This window comes from Stenotrophomonas sp. SbOxS2 (assembly GCF_013416715.1).
GTDB classification, from domain to species: domain Bacteria; phylum Pseudomonadota; class Gammaproteobacteria; order Xanthomonadales; family Xanthomonadaceae; genus Stenotrophomonas; species Stenotrophomonas lactitubi.
This window is the reverse complement of record NZ_JAAVXD010000010.1, coordinates 1-1,160: the sequence shown is the minus strand read 5'-3', so window position 1 is coordinate 1,160 and position 1,160 is coordinate 1. Positions and strand designations below refer to the sequence as shown.

1 protein-coding gene is annotated in these 1,160 nt (G+C 60.8%); it reads left to right on the top strand.

Annotated features, from left to right (window positions below; all coding sequences use genetic code 11):
• Positions 1 to 61: 61 nt before the first annotated feature.
• Positions 62 to 1,160, top strand: a protein-coding gene (locus tag HFK18_RS21475) for an IS3 family transposase (RefSeq protein ID WP_257216371.1) whose coding sequence is annotated in 2 segments (ribosomal slippage) — positions 62 to 302 and positions 302 to 1,160 — 1,100 coding nt annotated over the 2 segments. Because the reading frame shifts where the segments join, the coding sequence is not laid out codon by codon here. This gene is flagged as partial in the annotation.

Genomic DNA, 1,160 nt, shown 5'->3' with positions numbered 1-1,160 from the left:
TGCGGTGGTCTAATCAACTTGGACACTCGATAGGATCATTTTCGAGCATCGAGGTAGACCCATGGCAAAACAGATCACTCAGGGCATGAGGGACGAGGCGGTTCGCCTTGTCGTTGTAGAGGGGCAGACAGTAAGAGACGTCTGCCAGCTGATGGATGTCGGTCCGACGGCGCTGAGGCGGTGGATCGAGCAGTGGCGGCGAAAACATGACCCGCATGCGGAGGCGCCACCAGTAGATGCGCAGGTCAGAATCGCCGAACTGGAAGCCCAGAACCGCAGGCTCAAGGAGGAGCGCGACCTGCTAAAAAAATCCATCGCCTTCTTCATTCGGGACAGCGATCACCGGAACAAGTGATCCAGGAATTGGGGAAGGCCGCTCCGATCCGGTTGGTGTGCCAGTTGATGGACTATCCCCGTAGCAGCTACTACGCCTGGCTGCATCGGGAGCCTCGTATCGATCGGGAGCTGCTGGCCCAGGTTGATCTGGTTCGTCGCATTCATAAGTCCCACCGGGGCAGCTGCGGCTCACGCAGGATGGCCCGGGAACTGACCAATAGCGGTCTGCAGGTTGGTCGCCACCGCGCCCGGACGCTGATGCGCCGGGCCGGTGTCAGGGCGCGACAGCACAAGCGGCACAAGTACCACAGCCTTGGGCCGCAGGCGCTGACCGCTCCCAACATCCTGGACCGTCAGTTCAATCCGGAGGCGCCAAACCGAGTATGGGCTGGCGATATCACCTACATCCCCACCCAGCAGGGGTGGCTGTATCTGGCCGTCGTTGTGGATATGTATGCCCGTCGAATCGTGGGTTGGGCACATTCCCACGAAGCAGATGCATGGTTGGCGGTCAGAGCCCTGCGCGGCGCATTGAAACAGCGCCGCCCCCAGGCGGGACTGCTGTTCCACTCGGACCAAGGGCGGCAATACACCAGCCACGCGATGGCCGAGATCCTGCGCGACAACGGCATCACCCAGAGCATGAGCCGGAAGGGGAATTGCTGGGACAACGCGGTGGTGGAACGGGTATTTGCCACCCTCAAAGGCGAATGGCTGTACTCCAAATACCCCACTCGACAGGAGGCTGCAGCAGACATCGAACAATTTGTGAACTGGTACAACCACCGTCGGCTGCACAGTGCCAACGGCCTTGTGCCACCTGC